23 protein-coding genes, 1 other RNA gene and 1 pseudogene are annotated in these 23,923 nt (G+C 41.8%); 7 read left to right on the top strand and 18 right to left on the bottom strand.

Translation table 11 applies throughout. The features are described from left to right. Nucleotides 1–143: 143 nt before the first annotated feature. The 6 genes and pseudogenes from MB09_RS11095 to MB09_RS11070 all read right to left on the bottom strand — a co-directional run bounded on the left by MB09_RS11095 (nt 144) and on the right by MB09_RS11070 (nt 5,295). A complete protein-coding gene (locus MB09_RS11095) occupies nt 144–509 on the bottom strand; it encodes a hypothetical protein (protein WP_045080983.1) in 366 nt (121 codons plus the stop codon). Further along, the gene (locus MB09_RS11090; RefSeq protein WP_045080982.1) at nt 506–772 is read right to left on the bottom strand and encodes a hypothetical protein; all 267 of its coding nucleotides are present in this window, start codon (nt 770–772) and stop codon (nt 506–508) included. Before MB09_RS11090 ends, MB09_RS11095 begins: the two co-directional genes overlap by 4 nt. A gap of 84 nt (nt 773–856) precedes the next feature. Then, nucleotides 857–1,462 (bottom strand): annotated as a pseudogene (locus MB09_RS11085) (class I SAM-dependent methyltransferase). 17 nt (nt 1,463–1,479) lie between these two features. Then, nucleotides 1,480–2,772 (bottom strand): chloride channel protein, encoded by a 1,293-nt coding sequence (locus MB09_RS11080; RefSeq protein WP_045080981.1) that lies wholly within the window; start codon nt 2,770–2,772, stop codon nt 1,480–1,482. A gap of 20 nt (nt 2,773–2,792) precedes the next feature. Then, nucleotides 2,793–3,374 (bottom strand): tRNA-(ms[2]io[6]A)-hydroxylase, encoded by a 582-nt coding sequence (gene miaE, locus MB09_RS11075; protein WP_045080980.1) that lies wholly within the window; start codon nt 3,372–3,374, stop codon nt 2,793–2,795. A gap of 88 nt (nt 3,375–3,462) precedes the next feature. Further along, nucleotides 3,463–5,295: a DNA polymerase III subunit gamma/tau gene (locus MB09_RS11070; RefSeq protein ID WP_045080979.1), complete on the bottom strand. Its 1,833-nt coding sequence runs from the start codon at nt 5,293–5,295 to the stop codon at nt 3,463–3,465. A gap of 91 nt (nt 5,296–5,386) precedes the next feature. Between MB09_RS11070 and rnpB the strand changes: the two genes are divergently transcribed. After that, nucleotides 5,387–5,713: RNase P RNA component class A (gene rnpB, locus MB09_RS15530), an RNA gene on the top strand. Here the strand turns inward: rnpB and MB09_RS15515 are convergent. Genes MB09_RS15515 through MB09_RS11050 form a run of 4 tightly spaced genes read right to left on the bottom strand, consistent with a single transcriptional unit; the run spans nt 5,713 to nt 8,102 of the window. Beyond that, entirely contained in the window at nt 5,713–6,054 is a 342-nt protein-coding gene (locus MB09_RS15515) for a hypothetical protein (protein ID WP_165586701.1), read from the bottom strand. The genes rnpB and MB09_RS15515 overlap by 1 nt on opposite strands. 53 nt (nt 6,055–6,107) lie before the next feature. Continuing rightward, entirely contained in the window at nt 6,108–6,641 is a 534-nt protein-coding gene (locus MB09_RS11060) for an RsmD family RNA methyltransferase (RefSeq protein WP_045080978.1), read from the bottom strand. Beyond that, entirely contained in the window at nt 6,641–7,462 is an 822-nt protein-coding gene (locus MB09_RS11055; RefSeq protein ID WP_052671357.1) for a DUF3822 family protein, read from the bottom strand. The genes MB09_RS11060 and MB09_RS11055 overlap by 1 nt, the downstream gene beginning before the upstream one ends. Then, on the bottom strand, nt 7,440–8,102 hold the full coding sequence (locus MB09_RS11050; RefSeq protein WP_045080977.1) for a hypothetical protein: 663 nt from the start codon (nt 8,100–8,102) through the stop codon (nt 7,440–7,442). Before MB09_RS11050 ends, MB09_RS11055 begins: the two co-directional genes overlap by 23 nt. 128 nt (nt 8,103–8,230) lie before the next feature. Between MB09_RS11050 and MB09_RS11045 the strand changes: the two genes are divergently transcribed. Genes MB09_RS11045 through MB09_RS11030 form a run of 4 tightly spaced genes read left to right on the top strand, consistent with a single transcriptional unit; the run spans nt 8,231 to nt 12,657 of the window. Further along, complete coding sequence (locus tag MB09_RS11045; protein ID WP_045080976.1) at nt 8,231–9,652, top strand: ATP-dependent DNA helicase; 1,422 nt, start codon at nt 8,231–8,233, stop codon at nt 9,650–9,652. Between the two features lie 6 nt (nt 9,653–9,658). Continuing rightward, the gene (locus MB09_RS11040) at nt 9,659–10,237 is read left to right on the top strand and encodes a DUF4126 domain-containing protein (RefSeq protein WP_045080975.1); all 579 of its coding nucleotides are present in this window, start codon (nt 9,659–9,661) and stop codon (nt 10,235–10,237) included. 52 nt (nt 10,238–10,289) lie between these two features. After that, the gene (gene kdsB / locus MB09_RS16620; RefSeq protein ID WP_084709093.1) at nt 10,290–12,104 is read left to right on the top strand and encodes a 3-deoxy-manno-octulosonate cytidylyltransferase; all 1,815 of its coding nucleotides are present in this window, start codon (nt 10,290–10,292) and stop codon (nt 12,102–12,104) included. Between the two features lie 16 nt (nt 12,105–12,120). Next, the gene (locus MB09_RS11030; protein WP_045080974.1) at nt 12,121–12,657 is read left to right on the top strand and encodes a 1-acyl-sn-glycerol-3-phosphate acyltransferase; all 537 of its coding nucleotides are present in this window, start codon (nt 12,121–12,123) and stop codon (nt 12,655–12,657) included. Between the two features lie 92 nt (nt 12,658–12,749). Here the strand turns inward: MB09_RS11030 and MB09_RS11025 are convergent, their stop codons facing one another. From MB09_RS11025 to gcvT, 5 genes are all read right to left on the bottom strand, one after another. Next, entirely contained in the window at nt 12,750–13,472 is a 723-nt protein-coding gene (locus MB09_RS11025) for a YebC/PmpR family DNA-binding transcriptional regulator (protein WP_045080973.1), read from the bottom strand. Between the two features lie 116 nt (nt 13,473–13,588). Further along, nucleotides 13,589–13,870 (bottom strand): 4a-hydroxytetrahydrobiopterin dehydratase, encoded by a 282-nt coding sequence (locus tag MB09_RS11020; RefSeq protein WP_045080972.1) that lies wholly within the window; start codon nt 13,868–13,870, stop codon nt 13,589–13,591. A gap of 71 nt (nt 13,871–13,941) precedes the next feature. Continuing rightward, nucleotides 13,942–14,799, bottom strand: a complete 858-nt coding sequence (locus MB09_RS11015) for a sugar nucleotide-binding protein (RefSeq protein WP_045080971.1) — start codon at nt 14,797–14,799, stop codon at nt 13,942–13,944. An 18-nt stretch (nt 14,800–14,817) separates the two neighbouring features. Further along, nucleotides 14,818–15,732, bottom strand: coding sequence for a glutaminase (locus tag MB09_RS11010; RefSeq protein WP_045080970.1), 915 nt, complete (start codon nt 15,730–15,732; stop codon nt 14,818–14,820). Further along, complete coding sequence (gcvT, locus tag MB09_RS11005) at nt 15,732–16,814, bottom strand: glycine cleavage system aminomethyltransferase GcvT (RefSeq protein WP_045080969.1); 1,083 nt, start codon at nt 16,812–16,814, stop codon at nt 15,732–15,734. The genes MB09_RS11010 and gcvT overlap by 1 nt, the downstream gene beginning before the upstream one ends. Nucleotides 16,815–16,997: 183 nt before the next feature. On the opposite strand from gcvT, the gene MB09_RS11000 reads away from it, so the two are divergent. Further along, nucleotides 16,998–18,359 carry an NAD-dependent succinate-semialdehyde dehydrogenase gene (locus MB09_RS11000; protein WP_045080968.1) on the top strand — a complete coding sequence of 454 codons (1,362 nt, stop codon included), beginning with the start codon at nt 16,998–17,000 and terminating at the stop codon, nt 18,357–18,359. 65 nt (nt 18,360–18,424) lie between these two features. Here MB09_RS11000 and MB09_RS10995 read toward each other — a convergent pair whose 3' ends face one another. Both MB09_RS10995 and MB09_RS10990 read right to left on the bottom strand, forming a co-directional pair. Further along, complete coding sequence (locus tag MB09_RS10995; RefSeq protein ID WP_045080967.1) at nt 18,425–21,514, bottom strand: WD40/YVTN/BNR-like repeat-containing protein; 3,090 nt, start codon at nt 21,512–21,514, stop codon at nt 18,425–18,427. A gap of 75 nt (nt 21,515–21,589) precedes the next feature. Then, nucleotides 21,590–22,348, bottom strand: a complete 759-nt coding sequence (locus tag MB09_RS10990) for a LolA-like protein (RefSeq protein WP_045080966.1) — start codon at nt 22,346–22,348, stop codon at nt 21,590–21,592. Between the two features lie 113 nt (nt 22,349–22,461). Here MB09_RS10990 and MB09_RS10985 point away from each other — a divergent pair, with 113 nt between their 5' ends. After that, a complete protein-coding gene (locus MB09_RS10985; RefSeq protein WP_045080965.1) occupies nt 22,462–23,349 on the top strand; it encodes a DUF72 domain-containing protein in 888 nt (295 codons plus the stop codon). An 11-nt stretch (nt 23,350–23,360) separates the two neighbouring features. On the opposite strand, the gene MB09_RS16415 is transcribed toward MB09_RS10985, so the two are convergent. After that, nucleotides 23,361–23,918: an endonuclease/exonuclease/phosphatase family protein gene (locus MB09_RS16415; RefSeq protein ID WP_240484831.1), complete on the bottom strand. Its 558-nt coding sequence runs from the start codon at nt 23,916–23,918 to the stop codon at nt 23,361–23,363. Between the last annotated feature and the right edge of the window lie 5 nt (nt 23,919–23,923).

Here is a 23,923-nt window from a genome sequence, read left to right as displayed (position 1 = left end):
CACCATAAATATATACGAAATTTTCCAACCTTCATACCCGGTGGCTTCAACACAGTCAACCAAATATATACAAAGCCTGTAATCTATTTAAATAAAATTTCATATTTCTAAGGGTTCCCAAACCCTTCGGTAATCCAAAGAGCCTATCCCAATTTCTGCAAACTCCAAAAAATAAACCCTCCCAAAAAATAGCAGACTACATCCCAAATATCGCTAGTATAGCGGTGCGATTGCTGCGGCAGGTAATATTCAAAAAAAATGGAAAACAGCGCCACCAAGCTGAGGATGGTAAAAATATTCAGGCGAATGCCGAAGTCTTTTTTAACAAGCCAAACACCCCACAAACAAAGGGTCGCCACTATAGGAATGGTTAAAAAATCATTAAGGTGATGAAAAACCCAACTGTTGTCTATTCCCGAAACATATTTTAATCCTTGCACATATAAGAATACACCCAGCGACAGCAGCACATACAGATGCAACCATTTTAACGGAAGCCGCCGAATCATATAAATAGAAGAGAGATTAACCAGGCAATAAAACCCCCGATGACCATTACCACAGTCCAGACCGCCCGCAAAACGACATAAGACCCACGAACCAACCAAAATCTACTGTTGCTCCATCTTTCGAAAAATGATTTTTTTTCTATTTGGGGTTTGGCTTCGGGGGTAGGCTCCTTAACAGTGGAAGATTCTTGGGAAGTGGAACCTGCCCGAGTTAAAGCAGGATTGTCATTTTCAAAATTTCCGTTCTCTTTCTGTTCAACCATGGCCTATATTTCAACTTACAAGAATACAAAATATTAGAATGATAAAGGAACAAAGCCAAGGAATACGCCTTTACCAAAGTATTTTTATCTCTTTCGAAATGAACAAAACAGAAAGTTCTGATAAGTATCAAACGGGGTTTTATGGTCTATCGTCAAGCAGTTGATTTTTTGGAATGCTTCGCCAATCACTGCGCTCAATTTTTCTTCAGTATATTGTGAAATCTCAAGTCCACTGCATTTTTTGGGTCCGTTTTCAGAAAATGTGCCAATAATCAAATAACCCCGCACGTGATTTTGTACCATATTTCTGTATTTCTCGATGTCTTCCGCTTCGGTTAAAAAATGAAAGGTGGCCCTGTCGTGCCATAGGTCATAGGTTTCGGTGGGTTTAAAGTCGCTAATATCACCGACAATCCAAGTTACTTTTTCCGCTTTCTCGCCCAATCTTTCTTTTGCCCGTTCCAGCGCCTTGGCAGAAATATCCAGTACGCTCACGTTCTCAAAACCGTAATGTAGCAAATGGTCCACAAGCTTGCTATCGCCGCCGCCCACATCTATTATTTTGGCATTTTTCTCCAGGTTTTACGACTCGATAAAATCCAAGGAAGGTTGCGGCACATCCTGTGTCCAACTTACCTGGTCGGGGGTTTTGGTTTTATAGACGGTTTCCCAATGGGTCTTTTTATCCATCTCGAATATTTTTTGAATTATTTATTTTTTAAAGCCTTTTTTTCCTTCTCCTCCATCTGTGCTCCAATAAAAGGAATGCGTGGCGCCAAGAAATAACCGGTCAAACTTGCGAATAGTATAGGTATAAAATAGGTAAACCCAGTTAAGGTTGCCAAAAGAATGGTGGTGCTCATAGGCGTTCGCGTAACGCAGGCGTTTATGGCCGCCATACAACTTACAATGGTAAGCGAAAGATTGATGGACGGAAAAATGGTATGAATCAACAACCCGAGGGCGGTACCACAGAAAAATAACGGAATGATAAACCCGCCGCGCCACCCGGAGGTTACGGTAATAGCGATGGCAATGATTTTAAAGATTAGCACTGCCACGAGAAATTTTATGGTAAAATCGCCCACGAGCAAGGTCTCAATTTCGAAATGGCTGAAATATCGGGTAATGGGTAGATAAAAGGCAATCGTTCCCAGCAGTAGCCCTCCCATTAGGGTTTTTACGTATATGGGTGTTTTAAGTTTTCCAAAGAGATTTTTAAAGAATTTGGTACAGAATATAAAACCCCAGCCTACAAAAGTTGCGATTACCGCAAAAAAGATTGCCCAGGCAAAGTCGAAAACCGTTGCCATCTCATAAGCCGGTAAATGCCACGTAGGCCCCAACCCCAAATGGACGATAAGGGCAAATACGATATAACTGAACCCACTGGCCACGAGCGCGGGAATGATGGCTTGGTAATATTCCACGGCGTGTTTATGGTGCAGTATTTCCAAAGCGAAGAGACTTCCACCAAGTGGGGCGCCAAACAAGGCCGTAAAGCCCGATGCCATCCCGGCAATGCTAAGCGAGCGCAATTCCTCGCCTTTTAATCTGAAGATTTTTCCCAGCCAGCTGCCGGTGGAACCCGTAACTTGTACCAGGGGCGCTTCAGGCCCCAAACTTCCGCCCGAAGCTACACAGAGCAGGGAAGATAAAATCATGGAAGGATTGTTTTTTGGGTCCAGTTTCCCTTTGTTGAAACGGATATTGTTCACAATAAGCTGCATTTCACCCGGATCCCCGATGAAGTAGATAATCAATCCAGCCAATAGTCCGCAAATGGCCATTATGGGAATAACGAGCCATCCTTGATAGCCTCCCAGAAAATCGGTAAGAAACATTAGCACTACCCAATAGATGCCCGAAATCAATCCGCCGAAAAGGCCCAAAACTGCCCAAAGAAGGAACATGCGGCTAAAAACAAAGGGGTTGAACCGAATGGGTCTATCCAGAATATCAGCGTATTTCACCAGTTTTCTTCTTCTTTTCAATTTCATTTCGAAAACTTTAAAAGGAATTACCCGTGTATTGATTGATGCTTGCCAAGGTCCTTCATAACTTCGGCTTCAAAAGAAAGCAGGTCGTTCCATTTTTGATCCACTTCTTTCCGGTCGCCGTATTGGCGGGCAAAGCCGAGGAACATCGTATAATGGTTTGCTTCACTTACCATTAGTTTTCTGTAGAATTCCGCCAATTCTTTGTCTTCCAATTCCTCGCTTAAAAGTCGAAAGCGTTCGCAACTTCGGGCTTCAATCAAGGCTGCATAAAGTAATCTGTGGACTAATTGTGTGGTTCTGCTTCCGCCTTTTGGGAAAAATTGGACAATCTGCAGCACATACTCGTCCTTTCGGTCGCGCCCCAGAACCCAGCCGCGCTCCAGGATTTTGTCGTGTACCATTTTGAAGTGGCTTATTTCTTCTTTCACCAAAGCAATCATTTCCTGAATAAGCTCGGTATATTCCGGAAAGCTCACAATCAAGGAAACCGCTGTGGAAGCTGCTTTCTGCTCGCACCAAGCGTGGTCGGTAAGAATGTCTTCTATGTTTTTTTCAACGATGTTTACCCAGCGCGGGTCTGTGGGAAGTTTTAAGCCAAGCATTTTGATTTACGATTTACGATTTACGATTTTTGATTCCGGATTTACGATTGCTGATTTTTCGGTTCCCCCTTTAGGGGGACAGGGGGGGTTAAACGTCCAAATCAAATTCCCTCCGCAATTTTTCTATCAACGGATTTTTCTCCTTCATTTTTTCAAATTTTTCGCGGGTGGTGTAGGCATACCGTTTTTCAGCAGTTTCGTTCACGGTAATGTCCAGGTCTATTTCATAATTCTGAAGTTTTTCGCGCAAAAAGCCGAGCAATTCATACTTGGCACGCTCCACTTCAGTTTTTATGGTTTGGTTGGGAAATTCAAGATGGATTACGGACCCATCCAATTTTGGCACGCCCATCGTTAAATGCGAAAGCAGATTGTATTTGCCGTCGCTTTCAACGTTTGTGGTATATTCGTCCCAAGCCGCCTGCATTTCTTCTTCGGAAAATTCAGTTACCGGCAGGTTTTCGGCATCGGGTTGGTTTGCAACCAGTTCCTGCTTTATTTCCTGCTTTTTTTGAATGCTTTTCAGCGAAAGGGCCGAAACTTTTTTGGCATTGCGCTCCGCGAGGATCTGTGGCCGTTCGATTACCTTTTCGGGTTGGCCCCCATTTGGTTTTTGCTTTGCTTTTTCTTCGGAAATATTCTCTTCGGAAATTTTATTCTTTGAAGCAATTTCTTCAGAAGGCTCGCGTACTATTTCTTTTTCGGCTTTGTCCCGATAGCTATCGGGATCTGTTTCGATTTTCTTCGCAGCTTGGGGCACAACACTCCCGGCAGAAGTTATTTTTTCCGAAGTAAATTTTTCAGATTTAAAATAGGAGGGAGGTATTACGAAACGCTGGCCGCTATTGGAGTTTTTTTTTTCGCCCTGAAAGGTCAGGGAAGCAAGCTGCATTAAACAAAGCTCAACGAGCAATCGTTGGTTTTGGCTGTTTTTATATTTTAGATCGCAGGTGTTCGCGATGTCTATGGCCTCAATTAAAAACCGTGGCGATGTTTTTTGCGATTGCTCAAAATACATTGTTTTTACCTGTTCTCCAACTTCCAAAAGATCGATGGTTTCTTGGTTCTTGCAAACCAACAAATCACGGAAGTGGGAGGCAAGGCCCATAATGAAATGATGGCCGTCAAATCCTTTCGAAAGAATATCGTTATATGTAACCAAAACCTGTGGAATGTTGTTTTCCAAAAGCAAATCGGTTATTTGGAAATACCACGTATAATCAAGTACGTTCAGATTTTCGGTAACTGCCTCGCGGGTAAGGTTTTTTCCTGCGAAACTAACAACCCTATCAAAAATGGAAAGTGCGTCACGCAAGGCGCCATCCGCTTTTTGGGCGATGATGTGCAGCGCGTCGTCTTCCGCTTCTATGTTTTCTGCCTTTGCTACTTCCGCCAAATGTTCCTTAATATCGCGAACGCCGATACGTCTAAAATCAAAAATCTGGCAGCGCGATAGAATCGTGGGAATTATTTTGTGCTTTTCAGTAGTAGCCAGGATAAAAATGGCGTGCTTCGGCGGTTCTTCCAAGGTTTTTAAAAATGCGTTGAAAGCCGCAGAGGAAAGCATATGGACCTCGTCAATAATATAAACCTTGTATTTTCCCACTTGTGGCGGGATTCGAACCTGGTCTATCAAATTCCGAATATCATCCACTGAATTGTTTGAAGCGGCATCCAGTTCAAAAATATTGAAAGCGAAATCCTCGCCTTCCTTTTCGGTGCCGTCAGAATTTATTTTTTTTGCGAGAATTCGAGCACAGGTAGTTTTACCCACGCCACGTGGTCCCGTAAAAAGTAATGCCTGCGCAAGGTGGTTGTTCTCTATGGCATTCTCCAAGGTATTGGTAATGGCCTGTTGCCCAACAACGTCTTTAAAAACGGCGGGGCGATACTTTCGGGCTGATACAATGAAGTGTTCCATAGTGCGGAAACAAATATAAAGATGTACAACGGGTTTTTAAAAAATAGCTGTTTGTATTTTCCTATATTTATTAACATTGACGTATTTTTGCGCAGCAGGCCGCCTTATCGCTGCCGAAGTTAATTCGGGAGAGGAAAGTCCGGACACCAAAGGGAAGCATAGCGGCTAACGGCCGTCGGGATCCCCGCCTTCGCGGGGATTTCAGGACAAGTGCAACAGAAAGGATGTACAGGTAATGCTGTAGTGAAATCAGGTAAACTCTATGCGGTGAAATGCCACGTAAACCTGTGCTAGAGGGTACCCGCCCGATGCAGGAGGGTAGGCAGATTGAGCGTATGGGTAACCATACGTCTAGATAAATGATAAGGCCCCGATGTTAAATGGGGGACAGAACCCGGCTTATAGGCCTGCATTTTTTTATTTTTCTTCGGTAATTAATTTCTCAATCCACGATTTTGCTTCATCCAAATCTTTAAAAACGCCAAAGGGCCAATTATAGAAAGTTTTTTCAAAATTTGCATTTTTGATACAGTTGTCGGTATAGCATACAATGGCTATTCCAACCATTTTGGCATAACGAGTATTGTAGAGTTCGGGATTTAGATTTATGGCGTATTGGTTTATTCGGTTGTCAATATAACCAAAACTTCTTTCGGAGTAATATTCGGCAAATACTTCGTGGAGCGCAGCGATATGCTCTAATTTAATTAAAACACCTTCCTTCACAGTGGCAGTAACACAGTGTTCGGTTAGTTCCATGACAATAAAGCCTAAATCAATAGTTTTGCTTGTGAACGACAAAAGTGTATGTTTTAATTAAAAAAACTGAATACGGAACTTCCGTATTTTCGAGCTTCTACAAAATGGGGAAATGAGGAAAGATCATTTTGTTTTGCGTGTTCAATAATAAGCATTCCTTCCGAATTCAACAAAGATTTGGCCATAATTACTTCCACCAGCTTCTTTAATGCTTCGGTTGTAAAGTCATAGGGAGGGTCTGCAAAGATAACATCATAGTTGCCCGAAGCTTTCTCCAAATATTTGCTTACATCAGATTTTACGGTGCTGATGGGGAATTCAAATTCTTCTGAAATCTTGTTGATATACTGGATGCATCCTAAATGCCCATCAACCGCCGTAATAGCGGGGACGCCGCGAGAGGCAAACTCAAAGCATATGTTGCCCGTTCCTGCATATAAATCCAAAACAGCAATTTCATCAAAATAATACCGAACACGCAAAATATTGAAAAGCGCCTCTTTCGCAAAATCGGTCGTGGGACGCACGGGCAAGTTCTTAGGGGCCGTTAATCTTCTTCCTTTATATGTTCCCGAAATGATCCGCATTAAATTACGTTTTTTAGAATGAAATGGTTGTGTGGCCTATCGTTATCCAAGCTTCTTGTTGCAGTATAATTTGAATCCATAAATTCTAGATTGCGGATGTAGGTATACGCAATTTTGAAGTTGTCATCCTCCTTTTCAATTTCGCCACAAAGAATTACCGGGATATTATCTGAATCCAAGTGCAACTGTTCCATACAGAAAAGCGTATAATAGATAAAATCTTCGGGCGTTTTATAGGTATAGCTGTTGCAAAGCTGAAGTTTGCCGTTTTTCAAAACGATACAATCAAAACTGTTTTTCTGAAAGTGGAGGAATATTTTAGGAAGTGAGTAATTTTCCTCCTCTAAAATTGTTTTTAGCATTACGGTAACGGAATGGTAGTAGCTGAAAGAGCCGTACTTTTCAAAAAAGAAATTGTTGATGTTCATAAATGGCACATAAACCACCACGATGTTTTGGTTTTCAACCAAATCGTGCGCCATATAATCATTGGCCAATATTTTTGAATTGAACTTTAAATATTCGCTGGCCTTGGTTTCATCAAATAATGGTGCGGGAACCAAACTATAGACTGGAGTGGAGTAAACGACGGAAACTTCAGCGAATGCAGTATTCAAAATCTCATTTTTGAACATAATGGTTTCTATTTCCATTAACAGCTCCTCAGGTGTAGTGCTGTGGTCCAGCACGTTTTCCAAAAAGAAAACAGGCTCTTCGCTTGCTGGATTTGTCACCAAAAAAGAAAGCCCGTTCAAAGAGATTTGAACGGACAGTCTATTATTAATTGTATTTTGTATGTTAGTTTTCTTTTGCTGCATCATAGATTTTTGGCCAGTTTCCAGAAGTATTAACATCTTCCAGCGAACCTACTTTAATATCCGGTCCATTAACGCCATCAACAGATTGTACCTGCATTTCCTGGGCTAAAAGATCTTTGTCAAGGTCTCCCAATACTACCTTTTTTGAAACCTTTGCCTCAAAAACGGAATACGTGGCGTCGTTTTTAGTGATTTTCCCGGCTTTTAGGTCAAATTTGGCGTCAACACCTTCCACGGGCACATTCATCATTGTTTTGTATCTGTTTGTACTTCCGTAAAGGGAATCTTTAACGGGAGTGAATCCTAAAGTATCTATAAGAGATTCTTCAATAAAATAACCTTCGCTAATTCCAAAAGCCTTGTTCTTTGCAACATCGGCATAACTGGTATCACGTCTTTGGGTAATGGCAAACTTTGCGGTGTCAATAAAATTGATCAAACTGTCCCAATCGCCAGTAAAACTTCCCGTGATCTCTTTGTGGGCGAGTTCTGCGGCCTGAATGTCTTTCAAATTCTGAATTACTTTAACATAACGTGCTTCCTTAATTTTGTTGAATTCCACCGGGCCCATAACCGAGTTCCATAATTTCCAGCCCAAAAAGATGATGACAATCCAAAGAACAATCTGAATTACTAATTTCATTATTGATATTATTTAAGTGTTGATTTTACTAAAAGGTCTATCGCAAATCTACAATTTTTTTTTGTTCACAAAAGTATATTCCGAAAAAATCATACCTATCTTTAAACCCTCATTGACAGCAGCGAATGATGAATGTATCAGAATTTTACAGTTATTTAAAAAATGATTTTCCACATAACACAACCGCAAAGCAGGATATTGCACTTCAATTATTGGCAAAATTTGTGTTGGGTACAAACAAAAATGAAACCTTTTTGTTAAAAGGATATGCGGGAACCGGAAAGACTACGATTGTGGGTTCCTTGGTGAAAAATCTTTCCAAAATAAAAAAGCGTTCGGTGCTATTGGCACCAACGGGACGGGCGGCAAAGGTTATTAGCAATTATTCAAATAGACAAGCTTTTACTATCCACAAAAAAATATATTTTCCGAAAAGCGAAAAAGGTTCCGTTTCCTTCACATTACAGCAGAATAAACATCGCGATACTATTTTTATAGTAGATGAGGCCTCGATGATTCCCGATATAAACCAAGATTCAAAACTTTTTGAAAATGGCTCCCTGCTGGACGATTTGATGCAATATGTATATAGCGGCAATAATTGTAAGCTACTGCTCATTGGCGATTCGGCACAATTGCCACCGGTGCATTTGGATATCAGTCCCGCGCTGGATCCGCTTCTGCTCGAGAACCAATACAACCGCGAGGTAATAAAACTCGAACTGGATGAAGTGGTGCGCCAACAAAAGGATAGTGGTATTTTGGAAAATGCTACCCGAATCCGTGAGCGTTTGGACGACGAACTTTACGAGGCATTTAAGTTTTCGGGAGTAAATTTCGCCGATGTAATCCGCCCCGTTGACGGGCAGGAAATTATGGACGCCATAAACGATAGTTATGCTGCCTTGGGAAACGAGGACACCGTAATAATTGTCCGTTCAAATAAAAGAGCAAACCTATACAATCAAAGCATCCGCGAACGGATTCTCTTTCAGGAATCGGAACTTTCCGCTGGCGATTATTTAATGGTGGTGAAAAACAATTATTTTTGGGTGGACAATACCAGCGAGGTAGGATTTATTGCCAACGGCGATATTGTGGAGGTTTTGGAAATTTTCGCTTTCAAGGAATTGTACGGCTTCCGTTTTGCCGAAGTGAAAATGCGAATGGTGGATTACCCAAACATGAAACCTTTGGAAACAGTGCTTTTACTCGATACGCTTACTTCAGAAAGCCCATCGCTCACTTATGATGAATCAAACAAACTGTATCAAGAAGTGATGAAGGATTACGCGATGGAAAAATCCAAATACAAAAAGTTTTTGGCGGTTAAGAATAATAAGTATTTCAATGCGCTACAGGTAAAGTTCAGTTACGCCATAACCTGCCATAAATCGCAAGGAGGGCAGTGGAATACGGTTTTTGTGGAGCAGCCCTATCTTCCAAATGGCATCGATAAGGAATACTTGCGCTGGCTTTACACAGCCGTGACCCGTGCGCGTGAAAAATTGTATTTAATAGGTTTCAAGGATGAATTTTTTGTAGATTAGTGGCTCATGGAAAATCTGGAAATCCTCATCAGCTTATTTTTGGGCATTGGCTTGGCGGCCGCCGTCGGTTTCCGCGTTTTTTTGCCTCTGCTTGTGTTAAGTTTGGCGGGATATTGTGAGGTTATTACCTTAAATGAAAGCTGGCAATGGCTGGGAAGCCTTACCGCAGTTATAACGATGGGAGTTGCTACCGCTGTTGAAATTTTCGGATACTATATTCCTTGGTTAGATAATTTATTGGACACAATTTCCCTGCCCTTGGCCACATTGGCGGGAACCTTAGTGTTAGTGGCAACCATAACAGATTTAAGTCCCGTGGTTACGTGGTCTTTGGCTATCATTGCGGGCGGGGGCACGGCTGCGGCAATTAAAGGTAATGCTTCGGCCGCACGGTTGACGTCAACCGCCACCACGGCCGGCACCGCGAACCCCATTCTCGCCACGGTAGAAACGGCCATTGCAACCGTTTTGGCCTTTGCTTCCATATTTATTCCTATTTTGGCCTTTATCCTTGTTGTGCTTTTGTTTTTTCTAATATTCAGATTTTATAAAAAGCTTCGCAAAAAAAGATTGCCACCCGCTTAAACTTCTTATTTTTGAAATCATTTTTAAAAACTTCGACTTGAAAATAATAGCAATGATCCCCGCACGATACGGTGCGTCGCGATTCCCCGGAAAACTGATGCAGGACTTAGCTGGCAAGCCCGTAATAGTTAGAACCTATGAGGCTGCAAAAGCAACCAATCTCTTTGATGAAGTTTACGTGGTTACGGACAGTGAGGTGATTTTTCAGGAAATTGAGGCCAATGGTGGCAAGGCCATTATGAGCCAAAAGGAACACGACTGCGGAAGCGACCGTATTGCCGAGGCCGTGGAAAATATGGACATTGACATTGTGGTAAACGTGCAGGGCGACGAACCTTTTACGAGCCGTGAGGGTTTGGAAAAGGTTTTGGCAGTGTTCAATGAACCCGATGCGGATAAAATTGACCTGGCTTCCTTAATGACCGAAATTCATGATTGGAAGGAAATAAACGATCCCAATACCGTAAAGGTGATCGTAGATAAAGACAACTTTGCGCTTTATTTTTCACGGTCGCCGATTCCCTATCCCCGCGACAAAAACGTAGAGATTCAATATTACAAGCACAAGGGCATATACGCCTTCCGCAAACAGGCCATCATGGATTTTTATCACTTGCCTATGCGCTCCCTGGAAGCGGTAGAGAAGATAGAATGCATACGCTATTTGGAATACGGAAAAAATATAAAAATGGCAGTTTCAAACACCGCCGGCGTTGAAATAGATACCCCGGAGGATCTTGCCCGGGCGAATAAATTGCTCAAGGAAACGAAGCCGGATACCGTAAACAATAAATTCCGGAATTTCCCGATGGTGCCTAAAGTGGTATTCGGTGCGGGCTGTTTTGACCAGCTTACGTCCATTCTGGCTTCACAAAAAAAGGAAAATGCCCCGTTTATTTTTTTGGTGGATGATGTGTTTAAAGATAATGCTGAAATTTTAGACCGGATTAACCTTCGCTTTAATGACAAATTGATATTCATTTCGGCGGAAGAAGAACCAAAGACATCACAAGTTGATGATTTGGTAAAGGATATAAAATCCGAATTTACCCATACGCCCTCGGGCATTATCGGCATTGGGGGCGGTACTGTAATGGATTTGGCTAAGGCCGTTTCCATAATGCTAATAAACAAGGGAAGCGCTGCCGATTACCAAGGTTGGGATTTGGTAAAACAGAAGGCCGTTTACCACGTTGGCATTCCAACCATTTCTGGTACCGGTGCAGAAGTTTCCCGTACTACCGTGCTTACTGGCCCCGTACGTAAATTGGGCATCAATAGTGATTTCACACCCTTTGACCAAGTTATTCTCGATCCGGACTTAACCATCGGCGTTCCAAAAAACCAATGGTTTTACACCGGTATGGATTGCTTTATTCATTGCGTGGAATCGCTGAACGGTACCTTTTTAAATGCCTTTAGCCAAAGTTACGGCGAGAAGGCGTACGATCTTTGTTTGGAAATTTTCTTGGGCGATTCGCTTTCCGAAGAAGAATCACGAGCTAAATTGATGATGGCATCCTGGCACGGCGGTATGAGCATTGCCTATTCGCAGGTTGGGGTGGCACACGCCATGAGTTACGGTCTGGGCTACGTTTTGGGAACCAAGCACGGCGTGGGCAATTGTATCGTGTTTCAACATTTGGAGGAATTCTATCCTAAAGACGTAGCGCTGTTTAAGAAAATGGTTGAGAAACATAACATTGAAATTCCACAAGGCATCTGTAAAAACCTATCAAAGGAACAAATGGACACGATGATTACCGTGGCCTTGGGAATGGTTCCGTTGTGGGAAAACGCCCTTGGAGCAGATTGGGAGACAATAATTACCCCAGAGAAGCTTAGGGAATTATACCTGAGAATGTAATAAGAATACCATTTCAATGGGGCTAACAAAATTCATCTTTGAAAAATTAATGGGCTGGAAGATTGAAGGATCCTTTGATCCGTCAATTAAGAAAGCAGTCGTGATTGTTGTGCCTCACACTAGTTGGCACGATTTCTACATTGGTGCCTTTACCAGAAAAATTCTCAAAACCGAAATCAATTATATAGCGAAGAAGGAATTGTTCAAATGGCCCTTTGGATGGTATTTCCGATGGATGGGTGGCGCGCCTTTGGATAGAAGCCCGGGACAAAACCAAGTGGAGGCAATTACGGAAATATTCAATAAAAAAGAGGAATTTCGTCTGGCATTATCACCCGAAGGCACCCGAAAGAAAGTAACCGTTTGGAAAACGGGATATTATTACATTGCTTTGGCGGCAAACGTGCCCATCATTGCCGTTGCTTTTGATTACCTTACTAAAAAAGTAATTATAAATGAACCTTTTTATCCCACGGGCAATATAGACGAAGATACTTTAAAACTCCGTTCTTTTTATAGAGGAATTGTTGGAAAAAAAGCTGAATATTCTTAAAAAAGTGAAATAGCTATTTTTGAATAGCATCTTCTCAAAGTAAATTTCAAATGGTTTTGAATTCAATATAATTTCTAAACTGATAAATGGAATTATTCTTCAGAAGACTCTTCCATAGTGTGATAAACGTTCTGAACATCGTCATCTTCTTCAATTTTCTCAAGTAGTTTTTCTACGTCTGCGGCCTGCTCTTCGGATAATTTTTTTGTTACTTGGGGAATACGTTCAAAGCCAGAGGAAAGGATTTCTATTTTGTTTTCCTCCAAATAAGACTGGATTGCGCCAAAACTTTCGAAGGGCGCATAGATCATAATTCCATCTTCGTCCTCAAAAATTTCCTCGACTCCGTGGTCTATTAGCTCAAGTTCCAGTTCCTCAATATCAAGACCTTCTGGGTTTATGCGGAAATTACAGGTATGGTCAAACATAAACGACACAGAGCCTGAAGTTCCCAAACTACCATCACATTTATTAAAATAACTACGGATGTTTGCAACCGTGCGGGTATTGTTATCGGTGGCAGTTTCAATCAAAATTGCGATTCCGTGAGGGGCGTAGCCTTCAAAAAGCACTTCCTTATAATCGCCCAAACTTTTATCGCTCGCACGTTTTATGGCGCGCTCCACGTTTTCCTTGGGCATGTTCACTGCCTTTGCGTTTTGGATTACCGCGCGTAACCTGGAGTTGGCATCCGGATCTGGACCGCCTTCCTTCACGGCCATTACTATATCTTTTCCGATACGCGTAAAAGCCTTGGACATTGCAGACCAACGCTTCATTTTCCTTGCTTTTCTAAACTCAAAAGCTCTTCCCATAAATTATTATCTATTATTATTTTTTATTTTCTATTCTTAAAAAAGGTTCAAATATAAAAAAATCCAAAAACCAAATTGCAAAACCTTTGGAATTTGGTATCTGTAATTGGAAATTTCTAACCGATTAGATTGTCAATAATTTTGGCCAGTTCAAAATCCTTTTCGGTAACACCATCGGCATCGTGGGTGGAAAGATAAATCTCCAAAGAATTGTAAACATTGCTCCATTCGGGGTGGTGCTGTAGTTTTTCGGCTTCAAAGGCAATGCGCGTCATGGCCGAAAAGGCTTCCTTAAAATCCTCAAACTCAAAAATGGTATGCAGGGCACCTTCGTGGTAATCCCAACCTTCAAATTCCTTTAGTTTCTCGTTGATCTGTTTTTCTGATAGTGCTTTCATAGGTATTATTTTAGTTGTTGAGCCACGATATATCGTAGCTTTACTTATATGAGCCACGATAAATTGCGGCTTTACTTAATTGACATTATTTCTTCGTTTAGGCTGCACTCCTCAATTACCTCCGCAACCGTAATTTGATGTGTTTTCGGCAGTTTGTTGTGCTTTGGAAGAAGCGCATTGTACTGATCCTCATTACTGCTGAATACACTTTTAAAGATAGGCATTTTATCGCCTATTTTTGAAGTGATTTCCCTAAAAAGATCTTCGTGGTGCACCATATCGTTGCTCGCCAAGTGAAAAATTCCGCGCAGGGATTGGTTGATGATATAATGCACTTGTTGGCAAACTTTGTTTACCGTGGTTGCGGTGATTACCAAATTTGGGTACACCTCAAAGGCGGCTTGGTGACGAATGCATTGGCGAAGATGCAACACCTCGGGCGAATTGATTCCAAGGACCAGTGGTAATCTGAGAATGGTTGTTTGCAGCGGAATGGTTTCCAAAAGCAATTTTTCAATTGAAATTTTCAGTTTTCCCTTCTCGGTTTGCGAAATGGTAACGTCATTTTCATAGGAAGGATGCGCAAATTTTCCGTCGAAAACTTCAGCGGAAGAAACATATAGAACGGCACAATCTGCGTTGAGCAAGGCATAGTTTGCAATTTCTCTGTGGGCCACCAGCTGATTTTGTGAATCGCCGTCAATTGCTGAAATGATAACGGTGGGCTCAATGCTATTCAGCAACAAAAACATGGAATCCTCTTCAACACAAAAATTATGGAATACCTGATTCTCCGAAAAAGCCCCGTGCTGTTGACAATAAGTGCAGTGCACCTCAAAATAGGAGAGAAGCTCCTTGTAGAGGGCGTTGCCAATAAAGCCACTACCGCCCAAAATTAAAATACGTTGCTTTTTTTCTTTCTTCTTCATTAGAATCCCTTCCACATTTTAAAAAATGGACAGTTTCGTTTTTGTTGTAAACTGCTCCAGGGCCTGCATTCCCAAAAATGAATTGCCTTTTGGGTTGAGGGCCGGCGCCCAGGTTGCAATGGTAAAACAGTGCGGTAAAAGTGCCACGATTCCGCCACCCACGCCACTTTTGCCGGGCAAACCCACTTCAAAGGCAAACTCACCAGCTTCGTCATAAAAACCGCAGGTAAGCATAATGGCGTTGATTCGCTTTACTTGGCTGGAAGTTAAATGCTGCACATCCTTTATACATTTGCCTTTATGCGCAAAGACGAAAAAGGCATTGGTAAGTTGCCTACAATCCATCATTATGGAACATTGATGGAAATAAAAATCCAAAACGTCCTCAACTTTATTTTGAAGATTTCCGTAGGCTTTCAACAGATTGGCGGCTGCATAATTGTTGAAACCCGTTACACGCTCAGATTCGGCTATTTTTTCGTTATATGAAATGGTTTCATCGTGGGTCAATTCCCGAACAAAATTCAGAAAATCCTCCTTCGGATTTTTTAAGTGCGAAAGCAGTACGTCAGCAATTACGATAGCTCCCGAATTGATCAACGGATTTCTCGGGATGCCATCCTCAAGTTCCAAAAGAGAAAGATGGTTGAACGGGTTGCCGGAAGGCTCCACATCCACGCGTTTCCACAGATCATTTCCTACCAATTGAAATGCTTTGGCAAGCGAAAGCACTTTTGAAATACTCTGGATCGAAAATTTCTCCGAAGCATCACCCACCGAATAGTTTTCACCGGTAATCAATTGAAGGTGAATTCCCAGTTTGTTTTTTGGAACATTTGCCAATTCAGGAATATAACTTGCAATTTCACCCGTATTTTTGGTTTTTTTGAGGGAGGTGTGTATTTCTTCTAAAATGGCTTGATAATTCAACATTAACCTTTATAAAATGGGGTTTTTACAACCGTTGCTGCAACTGGTTTGTTTCTAATTTGAATAAATATTTCGCTACCGGGCGCACTATTTTCAGTAGTTACATAACCCAGTCCGATACCTTTGTTTAACGAAGGTGCCATCGTGCCACTGGTAACTATGCCGATATTTTTTCCGTCTTTATCAACAATTTCATAATCGTGGCGGGGGATGCCGCGTTCCTTCAGCTCAAAACCTATAAGTTTTCTTTTTACCCCTTCTTCTTTCTGCTTTTTCAGGTTTTCAGAATTGATAAAATCCTTTGTGAATTTTGTTATCCAGCCCAGACCTGCTTCCAAGGGCGAAGTAGTGTCATTAATATCATTTCCGTAAAGGCAGAAACCCATTTCAAGCCTAAGCGTGTCGCGGGCGGCAAGTCCAATCGGCCTTATCCCGAAATCCTTTCCTGCTTCCATCACTTTGTTCCAGACTTGTTCTACTTCAGAATTCTTGCAATAAATTTCAAAACCGCCACTTCCGGTATATCCAGTTGCGCTTATAATTACGTGCGCTATGCCTGCAAAATCGGCTACCTTAAAATGATAAAATTTTATGGCACTCAAATCTTCAGATGTAAGTGATTGCATAGCTTCCACAGCTTTTGGCCCTTGAATGGCCAACAGCGAATAATCATCGGAAAGGTTGCGCATTTCTGCGCCCATGGTATTGTGTTTTGATATCCACTCCCAATCCTTGTCAATGTTTGAAGCGTTCACAACCAATAAATATTTTCCGTCCTCAAATTTGTAAACAATCAAATCGTCCACAATACCGCCCGTTTCGTTGGGCATACAATTGTATTGGGCCTGGCCATCCACAATTTTTGAAATGTCGTTGCTACATACTTTTTGGAGTAAATCCAACGCGTTGGGGCCAGTAATTAAAAATTCACCCATATGCGAAACGTCAAAAACGCCCAAATTTTTGCGTACGGTTTCGTGTTCTGCATTTACTCCTTCGTATGAAACGGGCATATTGTAACCCGCAAACGGCACCATTTTAGCGCCCAATTGCTCGTGTATGTGTGAAAGTGCTGTGTTTTTCATAATCTTGCCCGCAAAGGCGGGTTGTTTTTGGTAATTAATTAAAATTTCAATTTACGCAAATGTATCACAATCCTTAAAAGGTAACGAGGGTTTCACAGGTTTATTTTTAACAATCGGCGCGTTAAAATCATCTTAATCGGATGCAAGGTTCTTAATGTTTTCAATACTTTTAAAAGAAAAACCATGGCCACAACCACTTCCATCAATCCTTATAACGGAAAGGAATTGAAATCGTATAAAAACCACACAAAAAAGGAAATTTCCGAAATTATCGATAAAGCAGACAAACGTTTTTACAGTTGGCGTGAAACATCTTTTGCCGAAAGAAAAAAGCTGATGTTGGCCGCCGCTGCAGAATTGAAAAAGAACAAAAGAGAATATGCTAAAACTATGACTTTGGAAATGGGGAAACCTATTTCGCAGGCCATTGCGGAGATTGAAAAGTGTGCGTGGGTGTGTGAATATTACGCCGAAAATGCCGAAAAGCAACTTGAAAATGAAGTAATAAAGACAGATGCCCACAAAAGCTACGTAAGCTATGAACCACTTGGTGTCGTGCTTGCAATTATGCCATGGAATTACCCCTTTTGGCAGGTCTTTCGTTTTGCGGCACCTGCGTTGATGGCTGGAAATATTGGAATTTTAAAACACGCCTCAAACGTTTTTGGAAGTGCACTGAACATTGAAAAAGTGTTTAAAAGAGCCGGTTTTCCTGAAAATTGTTTTACTACCCTTTTAGTGGGAAGTGAAGCCGTGGAAGAGATTATCGAAAACGAAAAAGTAAAGGCCGTAACGCTCACGGGTAGCGGTCCCGCGGGTTCTTCAGTAGCTTCCATTGCGGGGAAAAATATTAAAAAAACGGTATTGGAGCTCGGCGGAAGCAATGCTTTGGTTGTCATGAAAGATTGCGACATGGACAAAACAATTGACACTTGCGTGCAGGCCCGCTTCCAAAATACCGGGCAGAGTTGCATTGCCGGAAAACGACTGTTGATTGATGAATCAGTTGCCGACGAATTTATTGAAAAAATGCTGATAAAAGTGCGCGAACTGAAAAGTGGCGACCCTATGGACGAGGAAACCTATGTTGGCACTTTGGCAAGGGAGGATCTCGCTAAGGATTTGGAAAAACAGGTAAATGCATCGGTAAAAGCGGGGGCTAAAATTGTGATAGGAGGTAAGCGGCAAGGTGCGTATTTTGAACCCACGGTGCTTACAAAGGTTTCTGAAGAAATGGCTGCGTTTAAAGAAGAGACTTTCGGGCCGGCACTTTCGGTGACAACGTTTAAAACTGTGGGAGAAGCTATTGCGCTTTCAAATTCTTCAAAATTCGGTTTGGGCGTTTCCATTTTCACCAAAAATATTGAAGAAGCTGAAAAACTTGCGTTCCAGTTTGACGAAGGCGCGGTCTTTATAAATGAATTGGTAAAGAGCGATCCGCGATTGCCTTTCGGCGGAATTAAGCAGAGTGGTTATGGCCGCGAGCTTAGCGAGCACGGCATTCGGGAATTTGTGAACCGAAAAACGGTGTTTATCAATAAATAGAGAATAAAAAGCCACGGATGCACGGATTTTTTATAAAATTCGTGCATCCGTGGCAAAAATAAAGATTATCCTTTCTTCAAAAATTCTTCCTTGTTTTGAAGTTCAGGTTTTGGTATGTTGTTCTTTTCCAAAAAGGAATAAAACCTTTTTCCTTCTTTCGACATAATTTCCTGATAGCGCTTCTTCGCTTTTGAAAATTCATCGGAAATCAATTCATAATTGGCTTTTGAAGTTCCGGAAACCTTATTGAAATTTGTAGCAACATTGCTGTAAAGATCCGCCATTTTTTCGCGAAGCTCCGGGTCTGCGGATGCCACGTAATTATCCCCAGTTGTAATCACCAAATCCTTGCGTAGGTTTTCCAAAGCGTCAAATAATTTCTGCGCATCTTTTTTCCCTATTGGATTGTTGGCGATTACTTCCAAAGCTTTGGCTTGGGTTTCGTTTATTTCGTACACCATATAAGCCAAATCCTCTACCATTTCGTACAAGGTTTGGGTAAGCGCTTCCTGCTCTTTGCGTTGCTCTAAGGTAGTTACGGACTTGTCGTCGTATTTTAATTCAATTTCCTGGATATAGGTTTCATTGCCTTTCGTCAATACCACCTTGTATTTTCCCGCTGGTACCCTTGGTGCTGCAAAGCCGCCGTAAGCAAGGGTTTTGGCCTGTGCCACTTTGGGATTGGTTCCAGTGAAATTCCAAAAAACAGTGTTGATTCCCTTGGATTTGCCGGGAGCGATTGTGGTTATTCGGTTTCCATCCATATCTTGGATTTCCATTTCCATCTTTCCAAAGGTGTGGCGTTTTTTTAAGTAATAAACAATTCGGGCATTGGTATTTTTGTTGTCGCCCACAAATTGGGTCTCTGTGCCAAAACTGCCGCTAAAGCCACTATCTTCGGTCATTGTGAAAGGTTCTGTTTTAAAGAAATGAACCTCTCTATTTAGAATTTCGGGACTTAATTCGCGCAAGGGACTAATATCGTCAATAATTATTACGCCGCGACCGTGGGTGCCCATCACCAAATCATTCGTCCTTTTTTGGAGATCAATAAAATGAACGGCTACCGGAGGCATGTTATTTGTAAACTGCGACCAGTTTTTGCCGCCGTCTATGGTTACGTACAGCCCAAATTCAGTTCCGAGAAAAAGTAAATCCGCATTCACATAATCTTCCTGAATATTTCTGACGAAGGCTTTTTTATCAATATCATCTGATATGATAGATTTCCAGGTTTTGCCGTAATCGGTTGTTTTAAGTGCGTAGGGCTTCATATCGCCGGTAGTGTGGCCTTCAAAAACGGCGTAGGCGGTTCCTTTACCGTGAACGCTGGCTTCTATATGGTACACCCAAGTATTTTTGGGAATGCCCACGAGATTTTCGGTAAGATTCGTCCATGTTTTTCCGCCGTCGGTGGTGAGCTGCACATTACCGTCATCTGTGCCCACCCAAATAATATTTTGGTCCAGTGGCGATTCCGCAATCGTGAAAATTGTAGTGTGCTTTTCAGCGCCGCTGTTGTCAACGGACAGTCCGCCCGAGTTGGCCTGGTCTTGTTTGGTTTTATCGTTGGTTGTTAAATCTGGGGAAATGATTGTCCAGCTGTCGCCCATATCTTCGGAACGGTGCAAAAATTGGCTTCCCATATAAAACCTATCCGGAGCGAAATTGCTCACGGCCATAGGCGCATTCCAATTAAAACGGAGCTCTGGATCACCTTTTTTAGGTTGCGGTTGTACTGTGGTGGTCCTGTTTCGGTCCACATCATAGCGCCACACATTGGCCGCACCTTGCATTTCTGAATAAATAATGTTTTTTGTAGGATGTTTCAAAACCCGAAATCCATCGCCGTAGCCCACGCTGTTCCAATGGCGTGCAGAAACACCGCCGGGAGCAGAGGAGGGGCCATACCAGGAACCGTTATCCTGCAAACCGCCGTACACATTGTACGGTTCGGCATCGTCAACACTTATGTGATAGAATTGCGAAAGCGGAAGATTTTCAACGATCTCAAAAGTAGAGCCACCATTCCACGAACGGTACACTCCGCCATCTGTGCCGGAATAGAGTATGTCGCTATTGTTTATATCGAATGTTACGTCGTGAATGTCTGCGTGCATATTACCGAGATTCTTGAAGGTCTTTCCGCCATCGCGACTTATGGAGCCCGTTAAACCACCTTTCACCACAATATCGGGATTTTTGGGATCTACGGTTATACGCGAAAAATAAAATGGCCGAACAGTAAGGCCGAAATCGTTGTTTAAATGTTCCCAAGAATTGCCGCTGTCATTGGATCTCCACAGCCCGTTGGTTTCTTTTTCGCCAGTTTCAATAACCGCATAAATAACTTTGCTATCGCTTGGCGCCATTGCGATGCCTATTCTTCCAAGTTTTCCTGATGGAAGGTCGTTCGTCAATTTGTTCCAGGTTTTTCCACCATCCATTGATTTGTAGATTGCACTGTTTTCGCCACCGGAATTGAACCCCCAAGCGGTTCTTCGGAATTGCCACATGGAGGCAAAGAGTACATTCGGATTGTTGGGATCCATCAAAACATCAGAGACGCCCGTTGATGGCCCAACGTATAATATTTTGTCCCAAGTTTTTCCGCCGTCCGTAGTTTTATAGACGCCGCGATCTTCGCTGTCGCTCCAAAGTGCGCCCAATACGCCTACATAAACCTCATCGGTATTGTTTGGATTTAAAACGATGGAAGCAATGCGTTCGGAATTTTCAAAACCTTCAATTTCCTTCCAGTTATTGCCGCCATCGGTAGATTTAAAGAGACCATTTCCTACGGAAACGGAGTTTCGGGTCCAAGTTTCCCCAGTGCCCACCCAAATATCCTCATCGGGATTTTTGGGATCTAAGGTAATTACCCCAATAGATTGGGCGTGTTCGTCAAAGATAGGGGCGAAGGTTGCGCCACCATCGCCAGATTTCCAGACTCCGCCACCCGCTGCACCCGCATAGATAATACGTGCGTTGGTAGGATGGTTTTCAAGATCGTTGATACGGCCGCTCATAAGCGCCGGACCAATGTGCCGTGCCTTCATATTGCCGAAAAGTTCTTTTCCTTTTAAGGCTATATCTTGAGCGGGAGCCAAAAAACCTGAAAATATGAGAAGAAACGTAATGATAAAATGTTTCATTTTAGATGGGTTTAGTTTAACTAATGCGAAAAAAAAATCCCCGAGCAGGCAGGGATTCTTATCTAAAAAATTGTGTTATTCCTTTTTCTCCGTGTCGGTGGCTGTGGCCGGAAAAGCAAACATTGCAGCATCAACTTCAGGATTTAAAACAATTTCCTTGAGTTGGATTCCCTGACCGCCCATACTAAGCGCAAATGGAAAATATAAACCATTCACTTCTTGATAATCGCTCATGGTACTAACGTTCATCTGTCCTTTCATTGGGCCTTGTGCAATTTCACTTTCTGAAACAATCGGAACAAAAGTTTCTGTGTCAAAATAATAATAGCTCATATTCGGTTGTTCTACACCATCGACCATAATAGGAGACTGTGTTAATTTCATTTTATAGGTTTCAGTGCCATCCTTGGTTTCTTTTCCCATCAATTCCACGGTAAAACCCTTGTCTTTATAATTTAAAAATGGAGAAGGAAAATCCTTGGATTGCTTCTTCATATTTGCAGTCGCCTCGGCGTCGCTCTTTTCGGGTTGCATGGTCATAAAATTGGTACTCCACATAGTATCGCCATCAAAGGCCAATTGGGTTATCTCCTGGCCCTGAAAATTGATTTTTATCAGTTGTTTGCCATCTTTGGTTTGATAAACTTCTACGGGAATTTCCATTCCCTGAGCTTGTGCGGTTGCCGACATTTTTACGCCTTCCAGCTTTTCCCAAGCGGCTTTTCCGCCCGTGTTCTCAAAATAATTATTGATTATTTCATCTGCCGTCTGCGCCGTTACTGGAGCAATAACGGTTAATAATAGGGCGATGGTAAGTGTTTTAAAGATTTTCATAAATGATTTTTTAAGTTTCAGTAAATATAAGACTAACAGCTTTATAAAAAGTTACAGGCTATTATTTTTTTGAAATTTGATTTAAAAAGTATCTTTATGAAAACCTGTAAAATATGAAATTTGGAAAAGTAGAAAATCCCGATAATATAGACTTTACATTGCCCAAAGACCACCCGGGCACTAAAAAGATTCTGTCGAAATTTAAAAAATCCGGCTTTCCATATTTGTACGTAGGTTGTGCGAAATGGAACAAAGCGGATTTAAAGGGATTCTATCCCCGGGGTACAAAAGACGAGCTTACTTATTATTCCACCCAATTTAACAGTATTGAACTAAACGCCACTTTTTACAGAATTTTTCCGGCAGAGACCTTCGCCGGTTGGTATGACAAGACGCCGGATGATTTCAGGTTTTTTCCGAAATTATATCAGGGAATCTCCCACTGGAAAAGACTTCAGGATTGCGAGGACATCTTGAATGAATACATTCTGAATGCTTCAAATTTGAAAGAGAAACTGGAAATGCCCTTTCTGCAGCTTCCCCAAAATTTTGCACCGAAAAATATGGATAGGCTGGAACCGTTTTTTAAAATGCTTCCGAAAGATATCAAACCAGCGATAGAGTTTAGACACACTGATTGGTTTAACGATGAAGATGTAGCCGGAGGACTCTATAATATTTTAGAAAAACACAACATCACTAACGCTATTGTTGATACTGCAGGAAGGCGCGATTTACTACACATGCGGCTTACCACGCCCACAGCCTTTATTCGTTATAATGGCGCTAACCACGAAAGCGATTATACACGGCTTGATGATTGGATAGACCGCCTGGAAACCTGGATTGAGCAGGGTTTGCAAAACATTTACTTTTTTGTGCACCAAAATACTGAAAAGGCTTCACCCTTACTTTCGGCACATTTTATTAAAAAGGCGAATGAGCGGTTTGGAACTAATCTCAATATACCCAATATGGACAAACCAGATACTTTATTTTAATATTTTGAAATTTAAAGCTGAACCCGCTCTGCCTGCTCTTTTGCATTTTTCAATTGTTTTTCAGAAGGTTTTTCGGGTTGTTGCTCGGCTGCTTTTTCCGGCTCATAACTTAGTCTTGCGAAGGCTGGTAAATGGTCAGAATTTATATCTTCTCCAAGTTTAAGGGATATCAATCTGAATTCCGCCGAAACAAATATGTGGTCCAAGGGCCATCTGAAAATTACGCTATTGGCATTGTATGTATTGTATATTCCCCTCCCTTTTCGAGGATCCAATAATTCGCCTACGTTTTGAAATAATGCCGTGGTATTTGCCCAGGCTACATCATTAAAATCTCCCAATACAATAACTGGGTATTTTGATTCTCTGCTAAGATTGGCGATCTTCATCATTTCAGAATCCCTATCAGTAGAACGAGGATTGTGCTGTGGCATGGGTGGAGTAGGGTGTATGCTGTATAATTGTATAGTGTCACCTTTGGGTAGTGACATTTTGGTATGTATTGAAGGAATATCCTTATCTACCAAAAATTTCACTTCAGAATTTATCAGTCTGTATTTTGAATACATAACCA

Origin of the sequence: Aequorivita vladivostokensis, from assembly GCF_000952855.1 — a bacterium.
Lineage (GTDB): Bacteria > Bacteroidota > Bacteroidia > Flavobacteriales > Flavobacteriaceae > Aequorivita > Aequorivita vladivostokensis.
The sequence above is the reverse complement of the archived record's forward strand: the minus strand, read 5'-3'. Positions and strand labels throughout refer to the sequence as shown.

Coding starts and splice junctions, on each gene's coding strand:
- MB09_RS11025 (WP_045080973.1), bottom strand. CDS start 13,472: ATGGGAAGAGCTTTTGAGTTTAGAAAAGCAAGGAAAATGAAGCGTTGG.
- MB09_RS11090 (WP_045080982.1), bottom strand. CDS start 772: ATGGTTGAACAGAAAGAGAACGGAAATTTTGAAAATGACAATCCTGCT.
- MB09_RS11010 (WP_045080970.1), bottom strand. CDS start 15,732: ATGTTGAATTATCAAGCCATTTTAGAAGAAATACACACCTCCCTCAAA.
- MB09_RS11055 (WP_052671357.1), bottom strand. CDS start 7,462: ATGATGCAGCAAAAGAAAACTAACATACAAAATACAATTAATAATAGA.
- MB09_RS11000 (WP_045080968.1), top strand. CDS start 16,998: ATGGCCACAACCACTTCCATCAATCCTTATAACGGAAAGGAATTGAAA.
- MB09_RS15515 (WP_165586701.1), bottom strand. CDS start 6,054: ATGGAACTAACCGAACACTGTGTTACTGCCACTGTGAAGGAAGGTGTT.
- kdsB (WP_084709093.1), top strand. CDS start 10,290: ATGATCCCCGCACGATACGGTGCGTCGCGATTCCCCGGAAAACTGATG.
- MB09_RS11040 (WP_045080975.1), top strand. CDS start 9,659: ATGGAAAATCTGGAAATCCTCATCAGCTTATTTTTGGGCATTGGCTTG.
- MB09_RS10990 (WP_045080966.1), bottom strand. CDS start 22,348: ATGAAAATCTTTAAAACACTTACCATCGCCCTATTATTAACCGTTATT.
- gcvT (WP_045080969.1), bottom strand. CDS start 16,814: ATGAAAAACACAGCACTTTCACACATACACGAGCAATTGGGCGCTAAA.
- MB09_RS10985 (WP_045080965.1), top strand. CDS start 22,462: ATGAAATTTGGAAAAGTAGAAAATCCCGATAATATAGACTTTACATTG.
- MB09_RS11080 (WP_045080981.1), bottom strand. CDS start 2,772: ATGAAATTGAAAAGAAGAAGAAAACTGGTGAAATACGCTGATATTCTG.
- MB09_RS11020 (WP_045080972.1), bottom strand. CDS start 13,870: ATGAAAGCACTATCAGAAAAACAGATCAACGAGAAACTAAAGGAATTT.
- MB09_RS11045 (WP_045080976.1), top strand. CDS start 8,231: ATGAATGTATCAGAATTTTACAGTTATTTAAAAAATGATTTTCCACAT.
- MB09_RS11050 (WP_045080977.1), bottom strand. CDS start 8,102: ATGAAATTAGTAATTCAGATTGTTCTTTGGATTGTCATCATCTTTTTG.
- MB09_RS16415 (WP_240484831.1), bottom strand. CDS start 23,918: ATGTATTCAAAATACAGACTGATAAATTCTGAAGTGAAATTTTTGGTA.
- MB09_RS11095 (WP_045080983.1), bottom strand. CDS start 509: ATGATTCGGCGGCTTCCGTTAAAATGGTTGCATCTGTATGTGCTGCTG.
- MB09_RS11015 (WP_045080971.1), bottom strand. CDS start 14,799: ATGAAGAAGAAAGAAAAAAAGCAACGTATTTTAATTTTGGGCGGTAGT.
- MB09_RS10995 (WP_045080967.1), bottom strand. CDS start 21,514: ATGAAACATTTTATCATTACGTTTCTTCTCATATTTTCAGGTTTTTTG.
- MB09_RS11060 (WP_045080978.1), bottom strand. CDS start 6,641: ATGCGGATCATTTCGGGAACATATAAAGGAAGAAGATTAACGGCCCCT.
- MB09_RS11030 (WP_045080974.1), top strand. CDS start 12,121: ATGGGGCTAACAAAATTCATCTTTGAAAAATTAATGGGCTGGAAGATT.
- miaE (WP_045080980.1), bottom strand. CDS start 3,374: ATGCTTGGCTTAAAACTTCCCACAGACCCGCGCTGGGTAAACATCGTT.
- MB09_RS11070 (WP_045080979.1), bottom strand. CDS start 5,295: ATGGAACACTTCATTGTATCAGCCCGAAAGTATCGCCCCGCCGTTTTT.